At 71.3% G+C, this 23300-nt stretch carries 25 protein-coding genes; 22 read left to right on the forward strand and 3 right to left on the reverse strand.

Going from position 1 to position 23300, the window contains the following annotated elements; genetic code table 11:
• Positions 1 to 108: 108 nt before the first annotated feature.
• From F8566_RS20965 to F8566_RS20995, 8 genes are all read left to right on the forward strand, one after another.
• Positions 109 to 729, forward strand: coding sequence for a mycothiol-dependent nitroreductase Rv2466c family protein (locus tag F8566_RS20965; protein ID WP_151562347.1), 621 nt, complete (start codon positions 109 to 111; stop codon positions 727 to 729).
• A 182-nt stretch (positions 730 to 911) separates the two neighbouring features.
• Positions 912 to 1631 (forward strand): energy-coupling factor ABC transporter permease, encoded by a 720-nt coding sequence (locus F8566_RS20970; protein WP_225993367.1) that lies wholly within the window; start codon positions 912 to 914, stop codon positions 1629 to 1631.
• Positions 1628 to 1924, forward strand: coding sequence for a PDGLE domain-containing protein (locus F8566_RS51400; RefSeq protein ID WP_225993368.1), 297 nt, complete (start codon positions 1628 to 1630; stop codon positions 1922 to 1924). The genes F8566_RS20970 and F8566_RS51400 overlap by 4 nt, the downstream gene beginning before the upstream one ends.
• The gene (cbiQ, locus tag F8566_RS20975; protein ID WP_151562349.1) at positions 1924 to 2691 is read left to right on the forward strand and encodes a cobalt ECF transporter T component CbiQ; all 768 of its coding nucleotides are present in this window, start codon (positions 1924 to 1926) and stop codon (positions 2689 to 2691) included. The genes F8566_RS51400 and cbiQ overlap by 1 nt, the downstream gene beginning before the upstream one ends.
• On the forward strand, positions 2688 to 3446 hold the full coding sequence (locus F8566_RS20980; RefSeq protein ID WP_151562351.1) for an energy-coupling factor ABC transporter ATP-binding protein: 759 nt from the start codon (positions 2688 to 2690) through the stop codon (positions 3444 to 3446). The genes cbiQ and F8566_RS20980 overlap by 4 nt, the downstream gene beginning before the upstream one ends.
• A 110-nt stretch (positions 3447 to 3556) precedes the next feature.
• Positions 3557 to 4531, forward strand: a complete 975-nt coding sequence (locus F8566_RS20985; RefSeq protein WP_192809782.1) for an ATP-binding protein — start codon at positions 3557 to 3559, stop codon at positions 4529 to 4531.
• 80 nt (positions 4532 to 4611) lie between these two features.
• Positions 4612 to 5736 (forward strand): hypothetical protein, encoded by a 1125-nt coding sequence (locus F8566_RS20990; RefSeq protein ID WP_151562353.1) that lies wholly within the window; start codon positions 4612 to 4614, stop codon positions 5734 to 5736.
• 43 nt (positions 5737 to 5779) lie between these two features.
• Positions 5780 to 6256: a ribose-5-phosphate isomerase gene (locus tag F8566_RS20995; protein WP_151562355.1), complete on the forward strand. Its 477-nt coding sequence runs from the start codon at positions 5780 to 5782 to the stop codon at positions 6254 to 6256.
• 10 nt (positions 6257 to 6266) lie between these two features.
• Here F8566_RS20995 and F8566_RS21000 read toward each other — a convergent pair whose 3' ends face one another.
• Positions 6267 to 6467 (reverse strand): hypothetical protein, encoded by a 201-nt coding sequence (locus F8566_RS21000; protein WP_151562357.1) that lies wholly within the window; start codon positions 6465 to 6467, stop codon positions 6267 to 6269.
• A 168-nt stretch (positions 6468 to 6635) separates the two neighbouring features.
• Between F8566_RS21000 and F8566_RS21005 the strand changes: the two genes are divergently transcribed.
• From F8566_RS21005 to F8566_RS21015, 3 genes are all read left to right on the forward strand, one after another.
• Entirely contained in the window at positions 6636 to 7751 is a 1116-nt protein-coding gene (locus F8566_RS21005; RefSeq protein ID WP_151562359.1) for a PP2C family protein-serine/threonine phosphatase, read from the forward strand.
• A gap of 45 nt (positions 7752 to 7796) precedes the next feature.
• Complete coding sequence (locus F8566_RS21010; protein WP_151562361.1) at positions 7797 to 8411, forward strand: VOC family protein; 615 nt, start codon at positions 7797 to 7799, stop codon at positions 8409 to 8411.
• Positions 8412 to 8753: 342 nt separating this feature from the next.
• A complete protein-coding gene (locus F8566_RS21015) occupies positions 8754 to 10121 on the forward strand; it encodes a sensor histidine kinase (protein ID WP_151562363.1) in 1368 nt (455 codons plus the stop codon).
• A 53-nt stretch (positions 10122 to 10174) separates the two neighbouring features.
• On the opposite strand, the gene F8566_RS21020 is transcribed toward F8566_RS21015, so the two are convergent.
• Positions 10175 to 11596, reverse strand: a complete 1422-nt coding sequence (locus F8566_RS21020; RefSeq protein WP_404800326.1) for an amidase — start codon at positions 11594 to 11596, stop codon at positions 10175 to 10177.
• A gap of 66 nt (positions 11597 to 11662) precedes the next feature.
• On the opposite strand from F8566_RS21020, the gene F8566_RS21025 reads away from it, so the two are divergent.
• A complete protein-coding gene (locus F8566_RS21025; protein WP_151562369.1) occupies positions 11663 to 13255 on the forward strand; it encodes a carboxyl transferase domain-containing protein in 1593 nt (530 codons plus the stop codon).
• Here F8566_RS21025 and F8566_RS21030 read toward each other — a convergent pair.
• A complete protein-coding gene (locus F8566_RS21030; protein ID WP_151562371.1) occupies positions 13137 to 14369 on the reverse strand; it encodes a PucR family transcriptional regulator in 1233 nt (410 codons plus the stop codon). The two genes, F8566_RS21025 and F8566_RS21030, sit on opposite strands and share 119 nt — an antisense overlap.
• A 206-nt stretch (positions 14370 to 14575) precedes the next feature.
• Between F8566_RS21030 and F8566_RS21035 the strand changes: the two genes are divergently transcribed.
• The 10 genes from F8566_RS21035 to F8566_RS21080 all read left to right on the forward strand — a co-directional run bounded on the left by F8566_RS21035 (position 14576) and on the right by F8566_RS21080 (position 23291).
• Positions 14576 to 15409 carry an ABC transporter ATP-binding protein gene (locus tag F8566_RS21035; RefSeq protein WP_151562373.1) on the forward strand — a complete coding sequence of 278 codons (834 nt, stop codon included), beginning with the start codon at positions 14576 to 14578 and terminating at the stop codon, positions 15407 to 15409.
• Positions 15406 to 16248 (forward strand): ABC transporter ATP-binding protein, encoded by an 843-nt coding sequence (locus tag F8566_RS21040; protein ID WP_151562375.1) that lies wholly within the window; start codon positions 15406 to 15408, stop codon positions 16246 to 16248. The genes F8566_RS21035 and F8566_RS21040 overlap by 4 nt, the downstream gene beginning before the upstream one ends.
• Positions 16245 to 17135: a branched-chain amino acid ABC transporter permease gene (locus F8566_RS21045; RefSeq protein WP_151562377.1), complete on the forward strand. Its 891-nt coding sequence runs from the start codon at positions 16245 to 16247 to the stop codon at positions 17133 to 17135. Before F8566_RS21040 ends, F8566_RS21045 begins: the two co-directional genes overlap by 4 nt.
• Complete coding sequence (locus F8566_RS21050) at positions 17128 to 18303, forward strand: branched-chain amino acid ABC transporter permease (protein ID WP_151562379.1); 1176 nt, start codon at positions 17128 to 17130, stop codon at positions 18301 to 18303. The genes F8566_RS21045 and F8566_RS21050 overlap by 8 nt, the downstream gene beginning before the upstream one ends.
• Positions 18300 to 19559, forward strand: coding sequence for an ABC transporter substrate-binding protein (locus F8566_RS21055; protein ID WP_151562381.1), 1260 nt, complete (start codon positions 18300 to 18302; stop codon positions 19557 to 19559). The genes F8566_RS21050 and F8566_RS21055 overlap by 4 nt, the downstream gene beginning before the upstream one ends.
• A 106-nt stretch (positions 19560 to 19665) precedes the next feature.
• Positions 19666 to 20787, forward strand: a complete 1122-nt coding sequence (locus F8566_RS21060) for a sensor histidine kinase (RefSeq protein WP_151562383.1) — start codon at positions 19666 to 19668, stop codon at positions 20785 to 20787.
• Positions 20784 to 21461, forward strand: coding sequence for a response regulator (locus F8566_RS21065; RefSeq protein WP_151562385.1), 678 nt, complete (start codon positions 20784 to 20786; stop codon positions 21459 to 21461). Before F8566_RS21060 ends, F8566_RS21065 begins: the two co-directional genes overlap by 4 nt.
• Positions 21462 to 21477: 16 nt before the next feature.
• Positions 21478 to 21720: a hypothetical protein gene (locus F8566_RS21070; protein WP_151562387.1), complete on the forward strand. Its 243-nt coding sequence runs from the start codon at positions 21478 to 21480 to the stop codon at positions 21718 to 21720.
• Positions 21717 to 22163 (forward strand): SRPBCC family protein, encoded by a 447-nt coding sequence (locus F8566_RS21075; RefSeq protein WP_151562389.1) that lies wholly within the window; start codon positions 21717 to 21719, stop codon positions 22161 to 22163. The genes F8566_RS21070 and F8566_RS21075 overlap by 4 nt, the downstream gene beginning before the upstream one ends.
• A gap of 54 nt (positions 22164 to 22217) precedes the next feature.
• The gene (locus tag F8566_RS21080; RefSeq protein ID WP_151562391.1) at positions 22218 to 23291 is read left to right on the forward strand and encodes an alpha/beta hydrolase; all 1074 of its coding nucleotides are present in this window, start codon (positions 22218 to 22220) and stop codon (positions 23289 to 23291) included.
• The last annotated feature ends 9 nt before the right edge of the window (positions 23292 to 23300 follow it).

Genomic DNA, 23300 nt, shown 5'->3' on the forward strand with positions numbered 1-23300 from the left:
GGTGCGGCTGGCACGGCCACAGGTTCGGAGGGAAGTGGTTTTCGAGGGGGAATCGACAGCTGTCCTGCAGGGTTGAGCTTGGTAAACGATGATCTGCCCCGAGGAGAGATGGCGTTGACGCAGGAACCCCGTGAGCCCGTGGACTTTTGGTTCGACCCGTTGTGCCCCTGGGCGTGGATCACCTCGCGCTGGGTGCTGGAGGTCGAGAAGCTCCGGCAGATCGAGACGCGCTGGCACGTGATGAGCCTGTCCGTCCTCAACGAGGGCAAGGATGTGCCGCAGAAGTACAAGGATCTGCTGGCTACGGGTTGGGGCCCGGTGCGGGTCTGCATCGCCGCAGAGCAGAAGTACGGCCCGGAGGTGCTCGGCCGCCTCTACACCGAGCTGGGCACCCGCCGCCACAACCAGAAGCAGCAGTACGACCGGGAGACCATCGAGGCCGCCCTGACCGCGGCCGGCCTCGACCCGGCGCTGGCCGACGCCGCCGACTCCACCGAGTACGACGAGGCCCTGCGCGCCTCCCACAAGGACGGCATCGACCGGGTCGGCGAGGAGGTCGGCACGCCGGTGATCTCGGTCGCCGGGCATGCCTTCTTCGGCCCCGTGGTGACCCCGATCCCGCGCGGTGAGGCCGCGGCGAAGCTGTGGGACGGCGTGCTCGCGGTGGCGCAGACCGATGGCTTCTTCGAGCTGAAGCGCACCCGGACGCGGGAGCCTATCTTCGACTGAGCGGAGGTCCGGGATTGAATTGATCACGGCCTTTTCGCGCCACTTTTGTTGTTGCGACGAACTTGCAACTGCGACGGTTACGCCCCCAAACTGGTCCTATCCAGTACAGCCAAGCGCAGCTTGTCCGTTGGGGTGGGCGGGCGGGGGCTGTGGAAGGCTAAACAGGTAGGACGGTGAGGTGCGTGCACGTACCGAACGGATTTTTCGACGCGCCGGTCTCGATCGGCGCCGGTGTCGTGGCCGCGGCGGGCATCGGGCTCTGCCTCAAGGGTGCCCGCCGCGAACTCGACGACCGCACGGCCCCGCTGGCGGGTCTCACCGCGGCGTTCATCTTCGCGGCGCAGATGATCAACTTCCCGGTCGGTGCCGGGACCAGCGGGCATCTGATGGGCGGCGCGCTGGCGGCCATCCTGGTGGGGCCGTATACGGGCGTGCTCTGTATATCCGTGGTCCTGCTGGTACAGACGTTCTTCGCTGACGGAGGCGTCACCGCGTACGGCATCAACGTCACACTCATGGGCATCGTCAGCGTGGCCGTCGGCTACGGGATCTTCCGCCTGCTCATGGCCGTGCTGCCGAAGAACCGAAGCAGCGTCACCATCGCCTCGTTCTCCGGGGCGCTGGTGTCGGTGCCCGCGTCCGCGCTCGCGTTCGTCGGCCTCTTCGCCCTCGGCGGCACCGCGGACCTCTCGCTGGGCGCGGTGGCCACCGCCATGATCAGCGTGCACGTCCTGATCGGCATCGGCGAGGGCGTGATCACCGCCGTGACGGTCGGCTCGATCGCCGCCGTCCGGCCCGACCTCGTGCACGGCGTCACCCTCACACCCGCTGCGCCACTCCAACTGCGGAACGACGCCGACTTGCCCGTGGACACGCCCGCCGCTGGAGGTGTCTCGGCATGACCAAACGTTTCTTCTTCGTCTTCCTGCTGGTGGCGGTCATCATCGCCGGGTTCGTCAGTTTCTACGCCAGCGCCTCTCCTGACGGCCTCACCAAGGTCGCCGAGGACAAGGGTTTCGCGTCCCAGGAGAAGGACCACCAGTTCAAAGACTCGCCGCTTGGTGACTACGGCGTGAAGGGTGTCGACAACGAACGGCTGTCGGGCGGCCTCGCCGGTGTCATCGGCGTCGGGCTGACGCTCGCCGTCGGTGGGGGCCTGTTCTGGGTCGTGCGCCGTCGGTCGTCGGCCGGCTAGTGGGCGCTGGACACGCGCATCCGCTCTATCGCGCGGGCACATCGGGCGTTCACGGGCTGCCGCCGCAGTGCAAACTCGTCGCCGTCGTCGCGTTCGTGTTCGCCGTGGTGGCGACGCCGCAGGAGCAGATGTGGGCGTTCGGCCTGTACGCGCTGCTGCTCGCGTTCGTCGCCGCCTTCGCGAGGGTGCCGCCCGGATTCGTCCTGCGGCGGATGGCGATCGAGTTGCCGTTCGTGGCGTTCGCTCTGCTTCTGCCGTTCGTGGCGCATGGCCCACGGATCGAGGTGCTCGGCGTAGGGCTGAGCCACAGCGGGCTGTGGTCGGCGTGGAACATTCTCGCCAAGGCCAGCCTCGGCGCCGTGGCCATGATCCTCGTGGGTGCCACCACCGAGCCGCGGGCGCTGCTGCTCGGCCTGGAGCGGCTGCGGATGCCCGCCCTGCTCACCCAGATCGCCACGTTCATGCTCCGCTACCTCGACGTGATCGTGGGGGAGATGCGGCGGATGCGGGTGGCGCGGGCGTCCCGGGGGTTCGAGGCGCGCGGCTTCCGGGACGTCACCGTGCTCGCCCGCTCGGTCGCCGCCCTCTTCCTGCGCTCGTACGAACGCGGCGAACGCGTCTATCTCGCGATGCTGAGCCGTGGCTACGACGGCCGTATGCCCGTCCTCAACGAGGGCACGGCCACGGTCCGCCAGTGGACGGCGGCGGCCGTGCTGCCCGGGGCGGCGGCCCTGATCGCCGTCGCCTCCTGGATACTGGCGCCGTGACGACCGCCGCCTCGCTTGAGATCAAGGGCCTCGCCTACGCCTATCCGGACGGGACGCAGGCCCTCTACGGCGTGGACGTGACGATCGGGCGCGGCGAGCGGGTGGCGCTGCTCGGCCCCAACGGTGCGGGGAAGACCACGCTCGTCCTGCACCTCAACGGCATCCTGTACGGCGGCCTCGGCAGCGTCCACGTCGGCGGGCTCGCGGTGGACCCCAAGGACAAGCAGGGCCTGCGGGAGATCCGGCGCCGGGTGGGCATCGTCTTCCAGGACCCCGACGACCAGCTCTTCATGCCCACGGTCCGCGAGGACGTCGCGTTCGGCCCGGCCAACCTCGGCGTACGCGGCGCCGAGCTGGACCGCCGGGTGGCCGGCGCATTGAGCAGGGTCGGTATGCAGGACGTCGCCGACCGGCCGCCGCAGCACCTCAGCTTCGGCCAGCGCCGCCGTGTGGCCGTCGCGACCGTGCTGGCCATGGAGCCGGAGATCCTCGTCCTGGACGAGCCGTCCTCCAACCTCGACCCGGCCAGCCGCCGCGAGCTCGCCGAGATCCTGCTGGGCCTGGACGTCACCGTCCTGATGGTCACGCACGACCTGCCGTACGCGGCGGAGCTCTGCCCCCGCTCGCTGATCCTGTCAGGCGGCGTGATCGTCGCTGATGGGCCGACCCTGGAGCTTCTCTCCGACGAGGAGCTGCTGGCCGCGCACCGGCTGGAGCTGCCGTTCGGGTTCGATCCCGCAATCCGGCACAGCTGACTGTCTAAATAAAGCAAAGCGGGGATTCTGCTTGCTTCCGTCTCGCCTCTTCGGGAGACTCGTGTCTCCTGAAAGTGGCAACGGTTTTCATATTCCGATCGGGGGCTTTCGTGAAGGTTGCGTTCGTGGGCAAGGGCGGCAGCGGCAAGACCACCCTGTCGTCCCTCTTCGTGCGGCACCTGGCCGCCCAGGGGCTGCCGGTGGTCGCGGTCGACGCCGACATCAACCAGCATCTCGGGGTGGCGCTCGGCCTCGACGAGGACCGCGCGGCCAAGATCCCGGCCATGGGCGAGCGGCTCACCGAGATCAAGGAATACCTTCGCGGTGACAACCCGCGTATCGCGTCCGCCGCCAGCATGGTGAAGACGACCCCGGCCGGGACGGGTTCGCGGTTGCTGAGCCTGGGCGGCGACGATCCGATCCACGCCCTCGGTCAGGACATCGCTGTGGGCGGTGCCGGCGACGACGCCACCTACGGCGCCACGTTGATGGCGACCGGCCCGTTCAACGACGACGACCTCGGGGTGGCCTGCTACCACTCCAAGACCGGCGCGGTGGAGCTCTACCTCAACCACCTGGCCGACGGGCCCGGGGAGTACGTGGTCGTGGACATGACGGCGGGCGCCGACACGTTCGCCTCCGGGCTCTTCACGCGGTTCGACCTGATGTTCCTGGTGGCAGAGCCGACCCGGAAGGGCGTCGGCGTCTACAAGCAGTACACCGAATACGCGCGCGACTACGACGTCGCCATCAAGGTCGTCGGCAACAAGGTGCAGAGCGACGAGGACGTCGCGTACCTGCGCGAGCACGTCGGCGACGACCTGCTGACCTGGCTCGGCCAGTCCAGCGCCGTCCGCGCCCTGGAGCAGGGGCGCGAGGGCGTCGGCCTGGAGACGGACAACGAGGCGGCGCTCGACCGGATGCGGTCGGCGGTGGACGCCTGCACGAAGGACTGGGACAAGTTCCAGCGGCAGGCCGTCGAGTTCCACGTGAAGAACGCGCGCAGCTGGGCCAACCGGGCCGTGGGTGAAGATCTGGAGACCCAGGTCGACCCGGAGTTCCGCTTTCCCGGCGTGCCGGTCTGACGGTGCGGTCTGGCAGTGGGGCGGGCCGGTCTGGCAGTGGGGTCTAGCGACGCTGCGTGATCCCGATTAACCTGCGCGCCATGACGACGCGGCGGGTGCTGGGAACCCTCATAGGCGCGGTGGGCCCGATGGCCTTGATCGCTCTGCTCCTCGGGAACCAGTGGGTCTACGACAAGTTCATCAGATCCGACCTGGCACGCGAGAGCGGCTTTTTCAGCCCGCTGCTGAACTGGCTGTTCTATCCCAACTGGAGGTTGACGAGCCAGGGCCGGTTCCGTGACTTCACGTGGGTCGCGGTCCAGGACCTCAGCATCCTGCTGATGTTCGTGGTGCTGGCGGCCCTGGTCTTCGCGGCCGCCCGGACGATCAACCCCGACCGCGGCGCCATGAACGTGGTGGTGCTGGGCTGGTGGGCGACGGTGGTCGCCGGTGGCTTTTCCGGGTTCGTGAACGGCGTGCTCCAGAAGATCGTTCTCGACTACCCGACCGACTTCGGCAACACGTCCGTCTACTGGCTGGTGATGGCGCGTGGCGGGACGTTCGGGCTGCTGTTCGGCTGGCTGGCGGGTGTCGGCGCGCTGGTCGGCTACCTGATGACCCGCCCCAAGGCAGGTGCGGGCGCGATGCAGCCCGGCCAGCCCGGTGCTTCCGCGCCGGGAGGGCCGCAGCCGATCCCCGCGGGTCACCCCGCCGCGATGCCGTACGTGCCACCCGCTCAGCCGCCCTACATGCCCGGTCAGCCTGGGGCGCCTGGTCAGCCGGGAGTACCTGGACAGTCCGGGATGCCCGGTCAGTCGGGTGGGCCCGGTCAGTCGGGTGCGGCCGGGCAGCCGTACGCGCCAGGCCAGGCCTATGCACCAGGCCAGCCCTACGCGCCGGGCCAGCCGTACGGATCCGGCCAGCCGCAGCCGCCGTGGAGCGGCGGCCCAGGACAGGCCGCCGCCCCGGCAGGACCTGCCGGGCCTGCTGGATACGCCCAGCAGCCCGGGTACCAGCCGCAGCCGCCCGCCGCTGAGCCTCCCGCGCCCCCCATCACGCCTCCTGCGGAGCCTGAGAAGGCCACCGAGGACACTCCGGCGCCTGAGCCCGCCGACGACACGCCGGAACGCTCGGAGGCGGCACAGGACGAGCCCAAGGCGCCCGGGCAGACCCCTCCCGCGAGCACGGAGACCAGGACGGACGACGGGCTGCAGCCGCCGCGGTGACCCGGGCGCCGGCCCGCCCGGCCCGCCTGGGAGAATCGGCGTCATGCGCGTGTTTCTTGGAACCGACCATGCCGGCTTCGAGTTGAAGGAGCACTTGGTCTCCTGGCTGAAGGCGAACGGCCACGATGCCGTCGACTGCGGGGCGTTCCTCTACGACGCCGTCGACGACTACCCGCCGTTCGTGCTGCGGGCCGCGACGAAGGTCGCCGCCGAGCCGGGCAGCCTCGGCATCGTGATCGGTGGCTCGGGCAACGGCGAGCAGATCGCCGCCAACAAGGTCAAGGGCGTCCGTGCCGCGCTGGTCTGGAACGAGGAGACCGCGAAGCTCGCCCGGGAGCACAACGACGCCAACGTCATCAGCATCGGCGCCCGCCAGCACGACTACGACACCGCGACCCGGTTCGTCCAGATCTTCCTCGGCACGCCCTACTCCGAGGAGCCGCGGCACACCCGCCGCATCACGATGCTCAGCGAGTACGAGGACACCGGCGAGCTTCCGCCGCTACCGAGCGAAGGCTGACCCGCGAGGGTCAGGTGCGCCGAGGGGGTGCGCCGCGCTTGCCCAGCCGGCGGCGTTCCCCCTTCGGGGGCTTGGTGGGTTTGGTGCTTTCGGCGTTCTTCGGCGCGCCGGCGGCGTTCGCGGGCGGTTCCTCGCCCTCGGCGCGGGGCCGGGACACATCCCGTGCCCGCATCGCCGCGTCGACAGTGATCCGCATGCCAGGTTGACCCACGTGGCGCACCTCCCGGTCACTCAGACCACCATTGGACACCACGGAGCGGGGTCCGGCGCAAGAGCAGGGCCCGGATCGCTGACTTCGCGTGTCTGGATCATCGCGAAGAGTCATGGGTGGCGCGGATGCCCCTCGATCGGCGCAGATGCTCGATACAGTTCCGGAGTCATGCTGCAACGTCTGGTCCACCTGCTTCCGCCACGAGTGCGTGCCTTCCTGCGCAGGATTCCCATACTCGTGCGCATCTACAGGTGGCTCCGGCAGGGGAAGCTGACCCGGGAACGCTATGTGTTCGTGGCGCTCGCGGTGCTCACGATGGTCGTGGGGCTCGCCGCCACTGACTCGAGTGGGTGGGCGCCGTCCGGCGCGCTCGTGCTGACCGTGCTCGGCGGCGGTCTGCTGCTCAAGGTGCGCACCCTGCTGGCGTTGCTCGGCGTGGTCCTGGTCATGGTGGTCTACAACGCGTGGGACGACCGTTCCGCCGTCGGGCCGGGGATGATCGCGACGCTGGTCATCACCACGGTGCTCGCCGTCACGCTCGCCCGCACCCGGCAGCAGCTCGGCGTGCAGGGACTGCGCGGCGACTCCATGTTGCTGGAGCTGCGCGACCGGCTACGGCGGCAGGGCCAGATGCCCGAGCTCCCCGAGGGCTGGGATTCCCAGGTGGTGATGTTGCAGGCGGGCGGATCGTCGTTCGGCGGCGACTTCGTGGTCTCCACCTGCGACGGCGACACCCTCGAAGTAGCGCTGGTGGACGTCTCGGGCAAGGGCACCGACGCCGGCACCCGCGCGCTGATGTTGTCCGGCGCTTTCGGCGGCTTGCTTGGATCGATCCAGAGTGACCGTTTCCTTCCGGCGTGCAATGCCTATCTGCAGCGGCAACGCTGGGACGAGGGCTTCGTCACGGCGGTGCACCTGGTGATCGATCTGGCCACCGGCGAGTACCGCGTGGCGTCCGCCGGGCACCCGCCCGCCGTCCAGTTCGACGCGGGCAGCGGCACGTGGCAGGTCAGCTCCGCCAAGGGCGTGGTGCTCGGGGTCGTCCCCGACCTGCGGTCCGAGCCCGAGCAAGGCCTGCTGCGCCCCGGCGACGCGCTGCTGCTCTACACCGACGGCCTGGTCGAGACCCCGGGCCGCGACCTGGACGCGGGCATCGACCGGCTCCTGGGCGAGGCCGAACGGCTGGTCCCCGAGGGATTCCGCGTCGGCGCCAAGGAGCTCGTCGAACGCATGCACGCCGCCCGCGACGACGACTGCGCTCTCGTCCTCATCTGGCGTACCTGAGTGCCGAATGCGTGCCTGAGTAACGCATACCTGAGTGGGAGAACGATGACGGATCTCGTCCTTGACCATCTCGTCTACGCGACCCCGGATCTGAAGGCGGCGGTGTCGGACATCGCGGCCCGTACGGGCGTGACGCCGGTCGAAGGCGGCCCCCATCCGGGTCTCGGCACCCGCAACCACCTGCTGGGGCTCGGCGGTAACGCGTATCTGGAGGTCATCGGGCCGGATCCGGACCAGGCCGACCCTGAGGGGCCCCGGCCGTTCGGGATCGACGATCTCACCGCTCCCGCGCTGGTGGCCTGGGCGGCGGGCACGACCGAGCTGGACGCGAGCGTCGAACGGGCACGGGCGGCGGGACACGACCCCGGACCATCCGCCGGCATGTCCCGGCTACGGCCCGACGGCGAGCTGCTGAGCTGGCGGCTCACCCCACCGCGGACGGGCGTGCTGCCGTTCCTGATCGACTGGGGTGAGACGGATCATCCGGCGGGTGCGCTGCCGGTGGTGCCGTTGCTCTCGTTCGAGGCGGTCCATCCCGACCCCGAGTCCGTGCGCGGCGCGCTGGCCGCCCTCGGTGCCCGGCTGACCGTGCGGAAGGGGCCGGGAATCGCGCTGATCGCCCGTCTGGACGGGCCTGTGGGCCCTGTCACACTCGACTGACCAGCGCCGAATCCGCCCCGCCCGACAGGAAACGTGATCTTTACTTTGATGTTTCACCCTGTGCACAGAGGGCGTGCAGAGTACTAAGCAGATCGGCAACCGGGCCGGTCCCGCCGGACCCTCCTCGGCGGGCGGGACCGGGAACGGTTGGCGGCACCGAAGGCGATGTCCGCGCGGACGGCACCCCAGGGGTGGGAGGCGCCGGGCGCGCGGGCATCGGCTCAGGTTTCGCCGCGCACCGTTCGGTAAGAACCAGTTGGGCTGATCGTTTTACAGGTTCATTCCGCGCAGGCCCCCCGCGTGGACGCTGTACGGCGTGCTGGGGAGGGGGTCGCCGCGGGAATGCGCGTCCAGAGGGTGCGCTGGCGTCCATCGCGCTGGTCGCTGCAGACCCGGGTGACGGCGGTGTCGATCGCCGTCGCGGGCACCCTGCTGATCCTCGGCGTCACGGTGTTCTACGTCACGGTCCGCCACGCACTCTACGAGGGGCTGCACGAACGCGGTGCCGTGGCCATCAAGCTTCTTGAGGATGACCTCCAGCGGTCCGACCCGCCGGCCGTGCTGGCCCCGGAGGTGACCGGGTTCTCCCTGATCCAGGTGGTGGACGACCAAGGTGTGGTCGTCGCGTCGAGCCCGATCCTCGCCGGCCATCCCGCGATGACCGCGCGCCGCCCGTCCGAGGAGCGTGAGCGGCAGTCGGAGACCATCACCGTGCCGGGCGTGTCGAGCCGGGTCTACATCGTGAGCGAGCGGGTGCGGGCGCCGGGTGGCTGGCGGACGATCCACGTCGGCTCCCCGATGGCCGATCTGGACCATGCCCGGGGGTTCTTCCTGGGCGCGCTCGGCGTCTCGGTGGTGCTGATCTCCTGCGTGGTCGGCGTGGCCGTCCGGCGCGCGGTCCGGCGGGCGACGCGGCCCGTGTGCGTGATGAGCGCCGAGCTGGCGGCGATCACCGGAGGGGAACCGATCCGGCGGGTGACCGTGCCCGACACCGCCGACGAGGTGTCGGAGCTGGCCGACTCGATCAACCGGACGCTGCGCCGCCTGGAGGGCGTGGTCGAGCGGCAGCGGGGGTTCGTCGCGGACGTCTCCCACGAGCTGCGCAGCCCACTCACCGGCCTGCGCGCCCAGCTCGAGGTGGCGCTGGAACACCCCGAGGACGAGGACTGGCCGGCGGTCGCCCGGGCCGCGCTCGGCGACGCCGACCGGCTCCAGAACATCGTCACCGACCTGCTGATCATGGCCAAGCTGGAGGCCGGGCTGCGGCTGGACCGCCGGCCGGTCGATCTGGGCGATCTCGCTCACACCGAGGCGGCACGGCGCCGCCGGCGGGTGCCGATCGAGGTGGAGGCGGACGAGGGCGTCATCGTCGAGGGCACCCAGATGCACCTGGTCCGGCTGCTCACCAATCTGCTCGACAACGCCGAACGCCACGCAGCCTCGCTGGTGCGGGTGACGGTGCGCGCAGAGGAGGACACGGCGGTGCTGGAGGTGTCCGACGACGGCGCGGGCATCCCCGTCCAGGACCGGGAGCTGGTGTTCCGGCGGTTCCAGCGCCTGGACGAGAGCCGCAAGCGCGACAGCGGCGGCACCGGGCTGGGGCTGCCGATCTCCCGGGAGATCGCCGCCGCGCACGACGGCACGCTCGAGGCTGCCGACAGCGACGGGGGTGCGCGGCTGGTTCTGCGGCTGCCACTGAAAGGCAAGTAGGCAGGAGGGCGTCACCATGGGCCGGCCCGACCCGCTGATCACCGCGCTCGCGTTCACACGGCGAGGGCCGGGTGGCGGGCCGCGTGGTGGGTGGCCTGCTCGAAGGCGTGGCCGATCTGCAGAACGGCGAAGTCCGCCCGGTGCGGGCCGACGATCTGCAGGCCGACCGGCAGCCCGCCCGGCGTGAAGCCGCCCGGCACCGAGAGCGCCGGGCAGCCCGTCGCCGAGATGAGATACGAGGAGGCCATCCACTCCAGGTAGTCGCGCATCCGGCGGCCCGCGACCTCGGCCGGGTACTCCAGCCCGGTGTCGAACGGGACGACCTGGCTGACCGGCAGCAGCAAGGCGTCGTACTGCTCGAAGAACTCCCGCACCTGGTGGAACAGCCGTGTGTGCAGCACCTCGGCCCGGCCGATGTCAGGCCCGGTCAGCGCGCGGCCGACCTCGATGTTGTCCACGAGTGAGCGCTTCAGCGCGGCTTCCGGCAGCATGCCGAGGGCGAGCTCGAACTGCCACGCCCGCAGGGTGCGGAAGACCTCGTCCGCGCCCGTCAGGTCGGGGCAGTCCTCCTCGACGACGCAGCCAAGATCCGCGAAGACCTTCACGGCCGATCCGAGCGTCTCGACGACCTCCCGGTCCGCCGGCGCGAGCCCGCCGAGGTCGGGCGACCAGGCCACACGGAGCCCGGTCATGTCACGTTCCAGCGGCCGGGTGAACACCTCGCCGGGGGTCTCCAGCGCGATCGGGCTCCGCGGGTCGGGACCGGCCAGGACCGACAACAACAGGGCGGCATCGCCGACGCTGCGAGCCATCGGCCCCTGCACCGACATCGTGGCCCAGGCCGCCAGGGCGGGCCACGACGGAACCCGCCCGGGCGACGGACGCAGCCCGACCACGTTGCAGAACGAGGCGGGGTTGCGGAGCGAGCCGCCCATGTCACTGCCGTCCGCGACGGCGTGCATGCCGCAGGCCAGGGCCGCCGCCGCGCCGCCACTGCTCCCGCCCGCGGACCTGCTCGGGTCGTACGGGTTGAGCGTCGCCCCGAAGATCGGGTTGAACGTGTGCGATCCGGCGGCGAACTCGGGCACGTTGGTCTTGCCGAGCGTGATGACCCCGGCGGCGCGCATCCGTTCGATCACCAGCTCGTCGCGCACCGGCACGTTGTCGGCCAGCAGCGGTGAACCCCAGGTCGTCCGGATCCCCGCCGTCTCGTGGGTGTCCTTGTGCGCCACCGGCAGGCCGTGCAACCGGCCCGCATAGCCGGCGGACATCAGGGCCTCGTCGGCGGCCCGCGCCTGGTCCAGAGCCTGCTCGGCGAGCAGCGTGACGATCGCGTTCACCTGCGGGTTGGTGCGTTCGATCTGGGCCAGGTGCGCTTCGGTCACCTCGCGCGCGGACAGTTCCCGGGCCCGGATCCGGCGGACGAGGTCACGGGCAGAGGCGAAGCAGAGCTCAGCGGACACGGGGTCCTCCATTCTCGTCATGGTCATTGTCGCCGACCGGGGTGCCATGGCGTGCGCGCCCGCTGACAGGATGTGGGCATGACAGCAGGGACGACCCGGGTGGGCGCGCGCGACCTGCTGCGACGCGTACTCGACGAGGACGGCTGGAGGTCCTGGGACACCGCCCCCGCCGAGGTCGCCGCGCCGGGGTCCGCCTACGCGGCCGCCCTCGCCGCCGCCCGTGAACGCAGTGGATGCGACGAGGCCGTCCTCACCGGGGAGGGCCGCCTCCGGGGCCGCCGCGTGGCCTGCGTGGTGTCGGAATTCCGCTTCCTCGCCGGATCGATCGGGCTCGCGACCGCCGACCGGATCGTCGCCGCCATCGAACGCGCCACCGACGGCGGCTTGCCGCTCCTCGCCGCACCCTCCTCCGGCGGCACGCGGATGCAGGAGGGCACGATCGCGTTCGCCCAGATGGCCCGCATCACCGCCGCCGTGACAAGGCACCGTGCCGCCGGACTGCCCTATCTCGTCTATCTGAGACACCCCACGACCGGCGGCGTCTTCGCGTCCTGGGGATCGCTCGGCCACGTCACCGCGGCCGAGCCCGGCGCGTTGATCGGATTCCTCGGCCCCCGCGTCTACGAGGGGCTGCACGGGGAGCCGTTCCCGGCCGGCGTCCAGACCGCTGAGAACCTCGCGGCCAAGGGCCTGGTCGACGCCGTCGTCGGGGTGGACGAACTGCCGGACGTCGCCGCCGACGCCCTGGACGTTCTCTGCACCCGTCCGCTGTCCGATCCCGAGCTGATCGCCGAGGCGCCCGCACGAACGGCGGAGTCCTCGGCCTGGGACTCGATCGAACGTTCCCGCAAGCCCGACCGGCCGGGAGTCCGGGAGCTCCTCCGGTACGGGGCCACCAGGGTCACGCCCCTCTCCGGCACGGGCCAGGGCGAAGCGGATCCAGGACTGCTCCTCGCCCTGGCCAGGTTCGGCTCGGTACCGTGCGTCCTGGTCGGCCAGGACCGCCGCAGCCAGCGCACGGGCCACCCGCTCGGCCCCGCCGGGCTCCGCGTCGCACGCCGTGGCATGAGCCTCGCGGCCGAGCTGGGCCTTCCGCTCGTCACCGTGGTCGACACCCCCGGCGCGGTGCTCTCCGCGGAGGCCGAGGAGGGCGGACTCGCAGGCGAGATCGCGCGCTGCCTGGCCGACATGATCACGCTTGCGGCGCCCACCGTCTGCCTTCTCCTGGGGGAGGGAACGGGCGGCGCCGCGCTCGCCCTCCTCCCCGCCGACCGCGTGCTGGCCGCGAGCCACGCCTGGCTGTCGCCCCTGCCGCCCGAGGGCGCCTCGATCATCGTCCACCGGACGCCCGGCCGCGCCCCCGAGATGGCCGAGGCCCAGGGCGTTCGTTCGGCCGACCTGCTCCGCGAGGGCATCGTCGACGAGCTGGTCGGCGAACATCCGGACGCCGCGGACGAGCCCGAGCGGTTCTGCCGCCGTGCCGCCGCCGCCCTCGAACGCGCCCTTCTCGGCGTCCGGGGTGCCGATCCGTCCGCCCGCCAGGCCCGTTACATCAACCTTGGCGTGGGAGGACCAGGCGGGCCGCGTCGAGGGCCAGCGCGAGTTCCACGACGTCCCTCGGGCGGTGCAGCGAGCGGGACGTCAGCTGCTCCAGGCGGCGGAGGCGGTTGAAGACCGTATTGCGGTGGCAGTAGAGGCGGCTCGCCGTGTGGATGGCCGAGCCCTCGCAGTCCAGCCAGGTGGCGAGGGTCTCCAGCAGGATCTCCCGGTCGGACGGGTCGAGCTCGGCCAGCGGGCCGAGGACCTGGGAGCCCAGCAGGTCGCCGAGCTCGGGCTGGGCGACGACGAGGGCCGCCGGGAGATTTCTGTCGAGCCGGACGATCCGGTGGTCCCCCGGACGGCAGGTGCCGAGGGCGACCTCCGCCAGCCAGCGGCCCCGGCCGAGTCCCGCCAGGCCCTCGATGACCGCACTGACCCCGGCCTCGCCGCGCACCAGGGGCTGGAGAGCGGTGACGACGTCCTCGACGTCGTGCTCGCCGAGGGACACGACGCCCACCTCGGCGTCGGTGCGCATCCGCCAGACGAAGCGCATCCCGCCGATCTCCTCAGGGCGTTCGAAGCCGCTGTCGCGCACGGACACCCGCAGGACGACGACGGCGTAGCGCCCGTGTTCGGGGAGGTCGAGCGCCGCTGAGGCGGCCTTGGCGAGGCCGGGGTCGGCGCCGCGGCCTTCGAGGAGGGCGTCCAGGAGCGCCTGGACCCGCTCGCTGCTTCGCCTGAGCAGTTCGGACTCCGTCCGCCGGTACGACTCGGACACGACGGTCGACTGCTGCTCGATCGTGTGCCAGACGGCGCTCGCGTAGCGGAGCAGTACCTGGAGGGAGTCGGGGTCCTCTTCGGAGACCACCTGGATCAGGGCCTCCCAGATGATGCGGCCGCCCATCCGGTAGCTGCGCAGGAGGGACTCCAGCGGGAGCCCCTGCTCGCAGCGGCGCCGCCCGGTGCGTTCGGCGACCGAGAGGTCCGCGCGCTCACCGGCGGCCTTTCGCCGCATCTGCTCGATACCGGCCTCCAGGCTGTCGCGGACCGACTCCCAGAACTCGTCCTTGGGCACGAACTCCCCGTACGCCGGGTCCTCCGCCAGGACCTCGGCGACCAGGCGGTCGGTGAGGTCGGGCACGCGCAGCAGGAGCGCGCCGGTCGCCGAGGCCGCGAGGGCGTTGGCGGCCTTGAGGCCCGGGTCCTGGACGCGCGCTGCGAGGGCATCGGTGCTGGTAGACGGCATGACGTCCTCCCATGGGTGACCGGCATCACTTTGGCATGGGACGCCATGGAATCACTAGATGTGAGGGCCGATTCACCCGCATGCTGTGCGCTCCGCACAACCCGAATGCTGTTCCGTTGGACGCCCGCCCCGACTTGTCCACGCCCCATGGACGGTGTCCGGTCTCCCATGTTGTGGTGCGTGCCACACGACGATGGGAGGCGCCTATGGCGAGCGGAGCGCTCGCTGTCCGCGATCTTTCGGTCAGCTATGGCAAGGCCGTCCGGGCGTTGCGCCGGGTGTCCCTGGAGGTGCCCGAGGGGTCGGTGACGGCCGTGCTCGGGGCCAACGGAGCAGGCAAGACCACCCTGCTCAGGGCCATCTCGGGCACGTTGTCCTTCCATCGCGGCGCGGTGGAGGGCGGCGAGATCAGCCTGGGCGACCGGACGCTGAGCGGGCTGCGCCCGTCGGCGGTGGTGGCGGCCGGGGTGGTGCAGGTGCCCGAGGGCCGGCGGGTGTTCGGGCGGCTCTCCGTCGAGGAGAACCTCAAGGCCGGTGCGCTGGGCGCGCCGGACCGGTCCGGTGTGGCCGAAGCGCGCGGGCGGGTGCTGGAGCTGTTCCCGGTGCTGGCCGAACGCGCCAAGCAGCGGGCCGGGCTGTTGTCGGGCGGCGAGCAGCAGATGCTGGCCATCGGACGGGCGCTCATGGCCCGGCCGAAGGTCCTGCTCCTGGACGAGCCGACGCTCGGTCTGGCACCGCTGATGGCCGAACGGATCAGCGAGACGATCATCGAGATCAACCGGCAGGGCACCGCCGTGCTGCTCATCGAGCAGAACGCGGCGCTCGCCCTGGAGCTGGCGGCCACCGCGCACGTCCTGGAGGTCGGCGAGGTGACCCTGCACGGCGACGCCGCCGAGCTGGCCGCCAGTGACGAGATCCGGCGCCGCTACCTCGGCGTCGCCATCAAGGGGGAAGGCGGCGAGGGGGAAGGCGGCGCGGCGGAGGCCGGCGAGGAGTTGCGGCTCGAACGCCCGCCGACGCTGGAGAGGTGGGCCGGGTGAGCGAGCTCATCGTGGACGGCTTGACGGTGCGGTTCGCCGGGTTGACGGCGTTGGACGCGGTCGACTTCGCGGTGCCCGAGGGCAGCGTGCACGCCGTCATCGGGCCGAACGGGGCGGGCAAGTCGACCTGCTTCAACGTGTTGTCCGGCGTCTATCGCGCCACGGAGGGCAGTGTGCGGTTCGCCGGCGCCGAGCTGACCGCGCTGTCGCCGCACAAGATCGCGGCGCTGGGCGTGGCCCGCACGTTCCAGAACATCGCTCTGTCGTCACGGCAGAGCGTCGAGAACAACCTCATGCTCGGGCGGCATCGGCTGACCCGGGCAGGATTCGCCTCGGCCGGCCTGCGGCTGCCCCGCGCGCGGCGCGAGGACGCCCGGCACCGGGGACGGGTCCGGGAGATCGCCCGGTTCGTCGGCGTGAGCGAGTACCTGGACGCCCCCGTCGGGATGCTCCCGTACGGCGTCCAGAAACGGGTCGAGCTGGCCCGGGCACTGGCCATGGAACCGAGCCTGCTCCTTCTGGACGAGCCGGTGGCCGGGATGAACGGCGACGAGAGGCGCCGGATGGCCGAGGTCATCGTCGCCGCGCGGGCCGACCTCGGCCTGTCGATCCTGCTCGTCGAGCACGACATGGGCATGGTCATGAAGCTCGCCGACCGGGTGACGGTCCTGGACTTCGGCCGCCGGATCGCCGACGGCACGCCGGACGAGGTCCAGCGCGACCCGGCGGTGATCCGCGCCTATCTGGGCGCCGCGCACACCGTCGACGCCGGGGAGCTGGCGGTCACCGGGGAAACGGCGGCGGACGCCGCGCGGCAGAAAGCAGAGGAACGGGCTTGACGACCTTCATCGAGCTGGTGGTCAACGGGCTGTCGGTGGGATCGGTGTACGCGCTGATCGCCCTCGGCTTCGTGATCATCTTCAAGGCCACCGAGGTGGTGAACTTCGCGCACGCCTCGCTGCTGCTGGTCGGCGGGTACGTGACGGCGATCCTGCACGACGACATCGGGTTCCTGCCCGCGCTGGGCGCCGGAATCGCGACCGCGGCCGTCGTGGGCGCGCTGGTGGAGTTCCTGGTGCTGCGCCGCGCCACGGTCGAGAACCACGCCGTGCTGGCGATCGTCACGATCGGCGTGGACATCATGCTCACCACCGAGCTGACCCGGCGCATCGGCACCGAGGTCCTCACGCTGGGCGACCCCTGGCAGAACGGGATCTACACCATCGGCGGGGTCAGCATCGCGCACACCCGGATCGCGGCGCTGGTCACCGCGGCCGTGCTGATCTCGGCGTTCCTGCTCGCCTTCCGCTACACCTCGTGGGGCGTGGCGATGCGCGCGGCGGCCGAGGACAGCGAGACGGCGGCGCTGATGGGCATCCGGCTCTCCCGGGTGTCGCTGGGCGCCTGGGCGGTGGCGGGGGCCCTGGCCGCCGTGGCCGCGCTGTTCCTGACCGTCTTCCCGACGCCCGGCCTGGACCGCAGCACGTCGTTCGCGGCGATGAAGGCCTTCCCGGCCGCGATCCTCGGCGGGCTCGACTCCACCACCGGGGCGCTGGCCGGCGGCCTGATCATCGGGCTCACCGAGTCGCTGGTCACCGGCTACCAGGGTGACCTGGCGTTCATGGGCCGCGGCATCGGCGAGGTCGCGCCGTTCCTGGTCATGCTCGCGGTCCTGCTCATCCGGCCCGCAGGGCTCTTCGGGACGAGGGAGCTGACCCGTGTCTGACGCCGCACAGGCCAGGCAGCCCTCAGCCAAGCCGGCCTCATCCAAGCCCGCCTCCTCCAACCGGTCGGCGGCCCTCCGCAGGCCCTCCGTCCCGCTCGCGGTGGTGGGCGCGGCGGTCCTGCTCGCCTTCCCGTTCTACCTCGACTCGTTCTGGCTGCAGACCGGGTTGTTCGCGATCTCCGCGGCGATCGGCGCGATCGGGCTCAACCTGCTGACCGGCGCCACCGGCCAGCTGTCCATGGGGCACGCGTTCTTCCTCGCGGTCGGCGCGTACGGATACGTGTTCCTGGCGGCAGACTCCGACACCAAGCTCACCGGGCTCGGGCTGCCGACGCCGGTCGCGTTCGCCGGCGCGGTGGTGATGGCCGGGATCGCGGGCGGGCTGTTCAGCCCGATCGCGGGGCGGCTGCGCGGCACCTATCTCGGCATCGCGTCGCTCGCCCTGATCTTCATCGGGCAGCATGTGCTGTTCAACGCCGAGAGCGTCACCGGTGGCTTCAACGGCCGGAACGTGCCGCCGCTGGAGCTGCCCGGGATCGTCTTCGACGACTCGCCGGAGCTGGTGGTCTTCAACGTGCCGCTGGGCGCGCTGGAGCGGCTCTGGTTCCTCGGGCTGGTGTTGCTCGCGCTCGCCGCCTGGCTCGCGCGCGGCGTGCTGCGCGGCCGGCCGGGCCGGGCGCTCAACACCATCCGCGACCACGAGGTCGCCGCGTCGGTGATGGGCGTGCCGGTGGCGCGCTACCGGGCCGGCGTCTTCGTGCTCTCGTCGATGTACGCGGGCACGGCGGGAGCGCTGCTGGCCCTCATCTTCCGCCGGACCGTGCCCGAGTACTTCGGCATGTTCCTGTCCCTCGACTACCTGGCCATGATCGTCATCGGTGGTCTGGGCACCGCCGCCGGGGCGGTGATCGGCGCGATCTTCGTGTCGTTGCTGCCCCAGCTGCTCACCCGTTACAGCGACGGCCTCCCGCTGGTCGCCGCACCCGGCTCCGGCGGCGTCTCGCCCGCCGAGGCCTCCCGCATCCTGTACGGCGCCGCCGTCGTCGCCGTCGTCCTCTTCCTGCCCGGCGGACTGCTCGGCCTGTGGACCCGGCTCCGCATGGTCGTCACCGCCCGCAGGGCCCCGCGTACCCTGCCCCGACTCGAAAAAGAGGAACAACCAGCATGAACCGCACCGTGCTCAGATCAACGGCGGCGCTGGCGATCGTGCTCGCCGCCGCCACCGGGTGCAGCAGCAAGGCCACCGGCGGATCCGGCGGCACCGGCTCGGACGGCGTCAAGCTCGGCCCCGGCGTGACCGCAGACAAGATCAAGGTCGGCATCGTCAGCGACCTCACCGGCGTCTACGCCCCGCTGGGCAAGAGCCTGACGCAGGCCCAGCAGCTCTACTTCGAGGAGGTCAACGCGGCCGGCGGGGTGTGCGGCCGCAAGGTGGAGGTCGTGGTCCGCGACCACGGCTACGACGTGCAGCGGGCGATGGCGGCCTACAGCGAGCTCCAGGCCGACGTGGTCGGGATCCCGCAGTTCATCGGCTCCCCGATGGTGACCGCGCTCAAGGGCCGGATCAACAGCGACAAGATGTTCGTGGTCCCGATGGCCTGGTCGACCACGCTGCTGGGCAGCGAGTCCATCCAGGTCAGCGGAACCACGTACGACATCGACATGATCAACGCCCTGGACTTCCTCACCAAGGAGAAGGGCGTCGAGAAGGGCGACAAGATCGGGCACGTCTACTTCGAGGGCGACTACGGCGAGAGCGCGCTGCACGGTGCCAAGTACGCCGCGGGCAAGCTCGGCCTCCCCCTCGTCGAGCAGAAGATCAAGGCCACTGACAACGACATGAGCGCCCAGGTCGCCGCGCTCAGGAACGCCGGGGTGAAGGCGATCCTGATGAGCGCCGGGCCCAAGCAGTCGGCCTCGCTCGCCGGCGTCGCCCGCGCCAAGGGCATGATGGTGCCGATCGTGGCCAGCAACTCCGGCTTCGCGCCGCAGTTGCTGCAGACCCCGGCGGCGCCCGCGCTGCTCAAGGACTTCTACCTCGCCAGCGCCGGGGCGCCGATCGGCGCGGACCTTCCCGCCCAGAAGAAGCTGGCCGACGCGTACGGCAAGAAGTACCCGGGCCAGCCGCGCGACAACGCGGTCGTCAACGGCTACACCTCGGCCGCCTTCTTCACCGACGCGCTCAAGAAGGCCTGCACGGCCAAGGACCTGAGCCGCGCCGGGATCATCAAGGCGCACCGTTCCGGCAGCACCTACGACGACGGCTTCGGCACACCGATGAACTTCAGCAAGTTCGACCAGCCCGCCACCCGCAAGACCTACATCCTGCGGACCGACGCCAAGGCGCTCGGCGGCCTGGTGATCCAGCGTCAGGCCACCGAGTCGGACATGGCCGAGCAGTACGAGGTGCCCGCAGGGTCATAGCCCGGTAGGGCGTGTTCACAGTCGGCGCCCGTACTACCGGCGAAGTAGGGCCGGGACAGTCCGTTCGCAGGATGTCCCGGCCGCTCGCCGTCGTTACGTTCAAAGCGTGAAGAGGCTGAGGCTGGGCCGGGACGCCGTCTGGGCGGGCGCGACCGCGGTCGCCATGGTGCTGGGGACGCTGGCCATCCCTCGCTCGGATGGACGCGATCAGGCGCTCGATCTCACGGGGGTGGCGCTGCTGGTGCTCCCGGCGCTGGCCATCGCCGTGCGGCGGCGGTTTCCGCTCGTGGTGGCCCTGATCGGGACGTCGACGACCACCGCGTACTACGCCCTGGACTATCCGGGAGTCTTCTCACCGACGCCCGCGATCATCGGGATCTACGCCCTGGTGACCGCGGGCGCCCGGCTGTCGGCTCTCGCCGTCGGCGCCGTGCTCACCGTGGCGATCTATGTCGTGGAGGCGGTCCGCGAGGCCGGGACGAACGAGGGTTTCCTCTGGATGGTGGGCTGGGTGGTGGCGATGGTGGTGATGGGCGAGTCGGCCCGCAACCGCCGCGCTTATCTGGAGGCCGTCGAGCAGCGCGCCGCCGAGGCCGAACGCACCCGTGAGGAGGCCGCCTTGCGCCGGGCCGGCGAGGAACGCCTCTGGATCGCGCAGGAACTCCACGACACCCTGACCCACAGCATCTCGGTCATCAACGTGCAGGCGGGCATGGCCGTCCATCTGGCCGACCGGGACCCGGCACGGAGCCGCGAGGCGCTGACCGCCATCAAGGAGGCGGGCCAGGACGCCATGCGGGAGCTGCGCCGCACGCTGGGCGTCCTGCGCCAGGTCGACGCCGACGGCGCGGCGCCCGGCCTCGACCGGCTGCCCCGGCTGGTGGACCGGGCCCGGGCGGCGGGCCTGACGATGACCTACGAGGTCCGCGGCGAGCCGCGCCCGCTGCCCGCCGAGGCCGACCGCGCCGCCTACCGCATCCTGCAGGAGGCCCTCACCAATGTGCTCCGGCACGCCGGGCACGTTCCCGTGACGCTGACCACCGACTTCGGGCCGGACACCGTCACGCTCGCAGTGGTGAACGACCGCGGGGCGAACGCTCCGGCCACGTCCGGCACGGGAATGGGAGTGATCGGGATGCGGGAGCGCGCGATGGCGGTGGGTGGTTCCCTCCAGGCAGAGCCGGGGCCCGGTGGCGGGTTCCGGGTCCGGGCGGAGCTGCCGCTGTGATCCGGGTCGTCCTGGCGGATGACCAGCCGCTGATCCGGGCCGGCTTCCGTGCGCTGCTGGAGTCGGAGGAGGACATCGCGGTCGTGGCCGAGGCGGGCGATGGCGCGGAGGCCGTGCGGATGGTCTGTGCGCACCGGCCCGACGTCGTGCTGCTCGACGTCCGGATGCCGCGGCTGGACGGCATCGCCGCGACGCGCGAGCTCGCCGCCGATGGCGAGCTGGCCGGCGTGCACATCGTCATCCTCACCAACTACGCGGTGGACGAGTACGTTCTCGCGGCCCTGCGCGCGGGGGCGGGCGGGTTCCTGGTGAAGGACATCGAGCCGGCCGAGCTCATCCATGGGGTGCGGGTCGCGGCGCGCGGCGACGCCCTGCTGGCCCCCGCGGTCACGCGGCGGCTCATCGAGCAGTACGTGACCGCCCCGCCACGTCCCGCCGCCGCGCCGCCCTCGCTGGACGTGCTGACCGGGCGCGAGCGCGAGGTGATGGTGCTGGTCGCCGCCGGACTGTCGAACGAGGAGATCGCGGTGCGCCTGCAGATCAGCCACCTCACGGCGAAAACCCATGTCAGCCGTGCGATGACCAAGCTCGGCGCACGAGACCGGGCCCAGCTCGTCGTCTACGCCTACGAGTCCGGCCTCGTCACCGCCAGAGGCGGGCCACCCGGCGATTAGGTGTTACCATGGTACCATGGTAACAGTTGAGCGACAGCAGACCGGCCTGCGGATCGAACGCAACGTGCTCAAGGTCCTCAAGGGCCTGGCCGAGTATCTGGACATGTCCCTGGGGGATCTCGTCGAGGGCATCGCGCTGCACGCCTTCGAGGGCAAGGCGCCCTTCTCGCCGACGACACTCGGCAAGATCGAGCAGCTGAAAGAGGTGTACGGCCTGACGCTGACAGCGGCCGACGCGCACCTGCTGGAGGAGAAATGAGCCGGGAGAAGCCGAGTGGCGGCCCCGTCACGTTGACCGGCGACCTCGACGTCGCGCTGAGCCCGGCGGACGCGTTCGCGCTCTTCACGCCGCGTGGCGAGGAGCGGTGGGTGGCGGGCTGGCATCCGCGCTTCCCGGTGCCCGTTGCCGATGACGCCAGGCCGGGCACGGTGTTCGAGACCATGTCCGAAGGTGAGACGACGACCTGGATCGTGCTCGACCGTGAGCCGGGCCGCCGCGTCTCGTACGCCCGCGTCACCCCCGGCTCGCGCGCCGGCACGGTCACCGTCGAGCTCTCCGAACGGGAGGGTGGCAGCTCCGTGCGGGTCACGTACGCGCTCACCGCCCTCTCGCCCGAGGGAGAACGGGAGTTGCGGGAGTTCGCGGCCGGTTATCCGGAGTTCCTGCGTTCCTGGGAGGCGGCGATCGCCGCCCTCGGCTGATGTCCGGCGGACCGCGGTGGATTACCATACGGCGGATATTCGACTGGAGGTCCAATGCCGCTTCCGACCGATCTGATCCCGCCTCAGGCCGTGAATTTCGCCGTTCGCACCCTCTACGCGCTGCCCGTCCCGGTCCGCCGGTTGATCGCGGGCCGCCAGGTCAGGCGGGACGGCCAGCGGCTCGCCCTTGAGGCGCAACTGCTGCTGGCCCTCGCCAAGGTGGAGGGTGCGGGACTCAGCGACAGGGACGTGAACGTCTCCCGGCGCCGCCTCGAACGCAGCCAGCGGCTCATCGAAGGCAGGCCCGTCGCGGGCGTCGGCACCCGCGCGCTGACCCTTCCGAACGGCGATCACGACATCCCGGCGCGGCTCTACACTCCGGCCGGCCTGCCCTCCGGCTCACCCCTGCTGGTCTACTACCACGGCGGCGGGTTCCTGCTCGGCAGCCTGGACACCCACGACTCCCTCTGCCGCCACCTGGCCGCGAACGCGGCCGTCCGCGTGTTGTTGATCGGCTACCGGCTGGCGCCCGAGCATCCGTTCCCGGCGGCGGTCGACGACGCGCTCGCCGCGTACGAGCACGCCGTCAAGAACGCCGAGTCGTTCGGCGCCGACCCGGAGGCAGTGGCCGTCGGCGGTGACAGCGCGGGCGGCAACCTCGCGGCCGTCGTCAGCCACCACGCGGAGCGGAAGCCCGCTTTCGCGCTGCTCTTCTACCCGGTCACCGACCTGTCCGGCCACCGGCGCTCGCGTGATCTGTTCGCGAAGGGCTTCTACCTGACCGATCCCGACATGGTCTGGTTCTCCGACCAGTACATCCCGGTGGAACGGCGGACGGAGGTCAAGGCCTCACCCCTGCTGGCCGACGACCTCAGCGGCTTCCCGCCCACCTACCTCGCCACCGCGGGCTTCGACCCCCTTCGCGACGAGGGCGAGGAGTTCGCGCACAGGCTTGCCGACGCGGGCGTGCCGGTCGTCCTCCGCCGGCACGAGGACCTCATCCACGGCTTCGCGAACATGGGCGGCCTCGGCGGGCGTTTCGCCGCGGCGGTCTCCGAGGCCGCGGGTGCCCTCCGCATGGGCCTCGCCCTGGGCGGGACCACCGCGAGGGGCGGTCCCGCCGGGTGACGCCGGAGG

The sequence above is a fragment of the Actinomadura rudentiformis genome (assembly GCF_008923185.1).
Classification (GTDB): domain Bacteria; phylum Actinomycetota; class Actinomycetes; order Streptosporangiales; family Streptosporangiaceae; genus Spirillospora; species Spirillospora rudentiformis.

Coding starts and splice junctions, on each gene's coding strand:
- F8566_RS20965 (WP_151562347.1), top strand. CDS start 109: ATGGCGTTGACGCAGGAACCCCGTGAGCCCGTGGACTTTTGGTTCGAC.
- F8566_RS51400 (WP_225993368.1), top strand. CDS start 1,628: ATGACCAAACGTTTCTTCTTCGTCTTCCTGCTGGTGGCGGTCATCATC.
- F8566_RS20990 (WP_151562353.1), top strand. CDS start 4,612: ATGACGACGCGGCGGGTGCTGGGAACCCTCATAGGCGCGGTGGGCCCG.
- F8566_RS20995 (WP_151562355.1), top strand. CDS start 5,780: ATGCGCGTGTTTCTTGGAACCGACCATGCCGGCTTCGAGTTGAAGGAG.
- F8566_RS21005 (WP_151562359.1), top strand. CDS start 6,636: ATGCTGCAACGTCTGGTCCACCTGCTTCCGCCACGAGTGCGTGCCTTC.
- F8566_RS21010 (WP_151562361.1), top strand. CDS start 7,797: ATGACGGATCTCGTCCTTGACCATCTCGTCTACGCGACCCCGGATCTG.
- F8566_RS21015 (WP_151562363.1), top strand. CDS start 8,754: ATGCGCGTCCAGAGGGTGCGCTGGCGTCCATCGCGCTGGTCGCTGCAG.
- F8566_RS21020 (WP_404800326.1), bottom strand. CDS start 11,596: ATGGAGGACCCCGTGTCCGCTGAGCTCTGCTTCGCCTCTGCCCGTGAC.
- F8566_RS21025 (WP_151562369.1), top strand. CDS start 11,663: ATGACAGCAGGGACGACCCGGGTGGGCGCGCGCGACCTGCTGCGACGC.
- F8566_RS21030 (WP_151562371.1), bottom strand. CDS start 14,369: ATGCCGTCTACCAGCACCGATGCCCTCGCAGCGCGCGTCCAGGACCCG.
- F8566_RS21035 (WP_151562373.1), top strand. CDS start 14,576: ATGGCGAGCGGAGCGCTCGCTGTCCGCGATCTTTCGGTCAGCTATGGC.
- F8566_RS21055 (WP_151562381.1), top strand. CDS start 18,300: ATGAACCGCACCGTGCTCAGATCAACGGCGGCGCTGGCGATCGTGCTC.
- F8566_RS21070 (WP_151562387.1), top strand. CDS start 21,478: ATGGTAACAGTTGAGCGACAGCAGACCGGCCTGCGGATCGAACGCAAC.
- F8566_RS21075 (WP_151562389.1), top strand. CDS start 21,717: ATGAGCCGGGAGAAGCCGAGTGGCGGCCCCGTCACGTTGACCGGCGAC.
- F8566_RS21080 (WP_151562391.1), top strand. CDS start 22,218: ATGCCGCTTCCGACCGATCTGATCCCGCCTCAGGCCGTGAATTTCGCC.